The following is a 3,539-nucleotide window of genomic DNA, read 5'->3' as shown; positions in this document are numbered from 1 at the left end:
TTTCTTTTCCCGCTTAATTTTTCAAGATGATTTGACGGAGGAATTCTTAAATCGTTTAGAAACATCGCGGCATCTATAATCCAAAGTTTACGCATAGCCATTCTTTGTATTGAACGAGAAAAATTACGCGAATAATTCCTTTCAAATATTTTTTGCGTTTCTTTACATTGAAAACTTTTAATCATATATCATATTAACGCAACGCGTTAGTAGTGTCAAGTAAATGTTAGACACTTAGGGTCTAACAAGAGGGTCGTATTTCTCCCTTTCCTGACACCTTTTTGTTTTTTATCTAAAGGTCACGCTCATAGGTCGAACCTTTTCTTTTTTCCAAGGGGACAGTCCCCCGTCCGCGGGGACCGCCCCCGTCATAGTTTATGATTTTGAGAAAGAGGTTCCTGACACTATTTTGCTACTTTTTTGTTTGACATATACTCTAAAATGGTCTAATTTAATCCTGATTAAGAGGTTAATTAATAGTTCTTTCACAAAAATTAAATTACCAAGAGAGAGGAGAAACAAAAAATGATAGAAAAAACGCTGATTATTGTAAAACCTCACGCAGTAGCAAGAGGATTGGTTGGAAAATTTCTGCAAAGATTTGAGGATATGGGTTTCAAACTTCTGGAGATCAAAATTATTAGAGGTTCGCAAGAATTATGGGAAAGTTTTTACCCGTCCAACGAACAGTGGCTAAAAAATGTTGGTAAGAAAACCTTGGAAAACTATAAAGCCAATAACCTAAACATTGAAGAAAAACTCGGAACTTCCGATCCTATTTTAATTGGTCGAACAATTAAGAACTGGTTAGTAAAAAATATGTGTTCTGGCGATGCAATTGCTATAATCCTCAAAGGGAATGAAGCATTAAAAAAGGCGCGAATTGCCTGCGGAAATACCTTGCCAAATTTAGCCAATCCAGGAACAATTCGCTTTGATTTTTCAGCAGATTCGCCAAATTTGGCAAATAACGAACAACGACCTGTTTTTAATTTAATTCACGCGTCTGATCCCGAAGAAATGCGCGACGAGCAAAGAGCCGTTGATTACGAGATTAATATTCTGTTTCCTAAATTGGGAGGTTAAAATGATTTTAACAATTGTCGGGGGTGCTTCTGGCGTTGGAAAAACAAGTCTTTTGAAACAAACAAATTCAAAAGCAAAACAAGTAAACACTGGAACCCTTTTCAAAAAGCACATGACTCTTGAAAAAAGAGATGATGTTAGAAAAAACGACTGGTCTGTTTATGAAAAGGATGTAATAAACGATCTATCAAATTTTGTTCTAAAATCATTTCGGCATGACGAAAATATTATCATTGATACGCATTTCGCGGCAAAAATATACGGAAGAAATTACAGAATAGGTCTAAAAGAAAAATTGTTATTTGATTTTGGTACGCTCGTATTCAAAGAAATAAAAACAAATATATTGATTCAAGTTGCGCTTATTACTGTAGATCCCCACGCATTACTTGCGAGAAGAAGGTTAGATGAATCGCGCGACAGAGAACTTATTCCTTTGGACTGCTATAATGATTTACGCTCAAACGATGTATATTCCACTCGTTATAGTGGAGAAATATCAAGGGCCTTTCAAAAATCTGGTCATATCGGTGAAAATATTGTAAAATATTACCGCATTGAAAATAATGATTTTAAGGCAACGCTAACCAATCTAAAAAATATTTTAGGAGGGTAAAAATGGCTAGTTTTTCTTGGACAACAGACAGAAAAGAAGCGAAGCAAGAACAACAATCTCTTTATAATCTTCTTAATCTGAAAAACACTCTATTGAATTTGCCAAAATTTAATCGCGGAATTGCAATTGGCTCAGCTTATGAGGAAAATACAAAAAGAGCTTTTGCTACAGCAATCTTCTTTAATAAAGATGGAAAATGCTCAAATAAGATTATACAGGCCGATATTGAAGTTGATTTTTCGTATGTGCCTGGTTTACTGGCTTATAGGGTTGGTCCCGCAATATGCTCTATTTTGGACAAAATTATTAACCAAGCAGATTTGTTGCTATTTGACGGTCAAGGCATAGCGCACCAGAGAAGTTTTGGTCTCGCATCGCACATAGGCGCGCTTTACAACAAACCATCCATCGGAGTAACAAAAAATGCGTTGTATGGAAAATATGTAAATCCTCCAAAACAACGATTTGCTCATACAAAGATTTTTCATCCGAAAAACAAAACTGTAATTGGATACGCTCTTTCGTTGGGCGCAAACTGCAACGCTTGCTATGTTTCTCCTGGTCATAATATCGATATGGAGACATCTTTAAGAGTAATTTGTAATATTGCCGGAAAAACATGTTTTCCTTTCCCGATTCAAAAGGCGCGCGCCTTGTCGCATAAAAAAGCAAAGGCCTATTGGGAAAATAGAAAAAGTATACTATAATCAAACCATTATGAAAAAAGGAGAAGACAAAATGAAGAAAATTTTAGTTATTACTGGAAATCAAGGCAAAGCCGATGAAATTTCAGCCATTACTGGCTTAAATATGGAAGCCAAAAAATTGGAACTTTCCGAAATTCAATCACTTTCAGTAGAAGAAGTCGCCAAGAAAAAAGCAATGGCCGCTTACGAAATCTTGCGACAGCCAGTGATTGTGGATGACACAGGAATGAGCATTGAGGCATTGAACAATTTGCCCGGCGCTTTAATTGTTTGGTTTTTGGATTCATTAGGCCCGCAAGGCGTTTTAGATCTCATCACTGACAAAACAAACAGGAAGGCCTCTGTTTCTACTTGTATCGCTTACGCGGACGCTAACGGTGTTCAAACTTTCGTTGGTGTCGTCAACGGAACAATTCCAACAGAACTCAAAGGCGATGGAGGTTTTGGTTATGACCCAATCTTTATTCCCGAAGGTCAAAACAAAACCTACGCGGAAATGACTGCCGATGAAAAAAACAATATCTCCATGCGCAAAATTGCTCTGATGAAATTCAAAGAATACATTACAAGCAAAGACGCGCCCGCATCGGAAATGTCACTAGATGACTTAGAAAAATTGTTTAAAGAAATCAAACAATCTGACAAACGAAGAGCCGCGGAAGTTGCCTATGTCTTGGCTAAAATCTATCTTGATAAAAAAAATATAGAAGAAGCGACAAACTATGGCAAGCAAAGCATCTATCTTTTTGACCAGTGCGACATGCAAACCATGAAAGATTGCGCATCTAAATACACAATTTTAGGCGGCATTGTTCTCCCCGACCTAATTCATCAAGATGTTGCGCGAAACCGCTTAGCCCCTCTTGGATTATAAGTCAAAATTTGAAACTGCTGTAACATAGCGAGGTAAAAAATATTTACCTCGCTATTTTTATTCCCCCTTATCCTCCCTAAACCTATTCCTAAGATATTCCTTTTCTAATTTCAAGGATTTGATTTTAATCTCAAATAACTCTTTCTCCTTCTTAATCTCTTCATCTATTAAACTCAATCTACCCATAGTTTCTAAAAACTCATCCTGCTTCATAGGCCTTATCCCCCTCGGTCTCATTCTCTTAACCCTCTTTTGA

At 36.8% G+C, this 3,539-nt stretch carries 6 protein-coding genes; 4 read left to right on the top strand and 2 right to left on the bottom strand.

The window, feature by feature from the left end:
• The coding region (locus KKD20_03965; protein ID MBU4332251.1) for a type II toxin-antitoxin system RelE/ParE family toxin at positions 1-185 on the bottom strand (185 nt) is incomplete at its 3' end.
• 340 nt (positions 186-525) lie between these two features.
• On the opposite strand from KKD20_03965, the gene KKD20_03960 reads away from it, so the two are divergent.
• The 4 genes from KKD20_03960 to rdgB are packed head-to-tail and all read left to right on the top strand — an operon-like array spanning position 526 to position 3,283.
• Positions 526-1,086: a nucleoside-diphosphate kinase gene (locus KKD20_03960; GenBank protein ID MBU4332250.1), complete on the top strand. Its 561-nt coding sequence runs from the start codon at positions 526-528 to the stop codon at positions 1,084-1,086.
• Position 1,087: 1 nt separating this feature from the next.
• The gene (locus KKD20_03955; protein MBU4332249.1) at positions 1,088-1,702 is read left to right on the top strand and encodes an AAA family ATPase; all 615 of its coding nucleotides are present in this window, start codon (positions 1,088-1,090) and stop codon (positions 1,700-1,702) included.
• Positions 1,703-1,704: 2 nt separating this feature from the next.
• Positions 1,705-2,409, top strand: coding sequence for an endonuclease V (locus KKD20_03950; protein ID MBU4332248.1), 705 nt, complete (start codon positions 1,705-1,707; stop codon positions 2,407-2,409).
• 31 nt (positions 2,410-2,440) lie between these two features.
• Positions 2,441-3,283 (top strand): RdgB/HAM1 family non-canonical purine NTP pyrophosphatase, encoded by an 843-nt coding sequence (gene rdgB / locus KKD20_03945; protein ID MBU4332247.1) that lies wholly within the window; start codon positions 2,441-2,443, stop codon positions 3,281-3,283.
• Between the two features lie 57 nt (positions 3,284-3,340).
• On the opposite strand, the gene KKD20_03940 is transcribed toward rdgB, so the two are convergent.
• The coding region (locus KKD20_03940; protein MBU4332246.1) for a hypothetical protein at positions 3,341-3,539 on the bottom strand (199 nt) is incomplete at its 5' end.

The organism is Patescibacteria group bacterium, from assembly GCA_018896645.1.
GTDB lineage: Bacteria > Patescibacteriota > Patescibacteriia > UBA2591 > JABMQE01 > JAHIMF01.
This window is presented reverse-complemented; position numbering and strand designations above follow the sequence as displayed.

Excerpts from the sequence above, each read along its gene's own strand:
- KKD20_03960 (MBU4332250.1), top strand. The coding sequence starts at position 526 with ATGATAGAAAAAACGCTGATTATTGTAAAACCTCACGCAGTAGCAAGA.
- KKD20_03950 (MBU4332248.1), top strand. The coding sequence starts at position 1,705 with ATGGCTAGTTTTTCTTGGACAACAGACAGAAAAGAAGCGAAGCAAGAA.
- rdgB (MBU4332247.1), top strand. The coding sequence starts at position 2,441 with ATGAAGAAAATTTTAGTTATTACTGGAAATCAAGGCAAAGCCGATGAA.
- KKD20_03955 (MBU4332249.1), top strand. The coding sequence starts at position 1,088 with ATGATTTTAACAATTGTCGGGGGTGCTTCTGGCGTTGGAAAAACAAGT.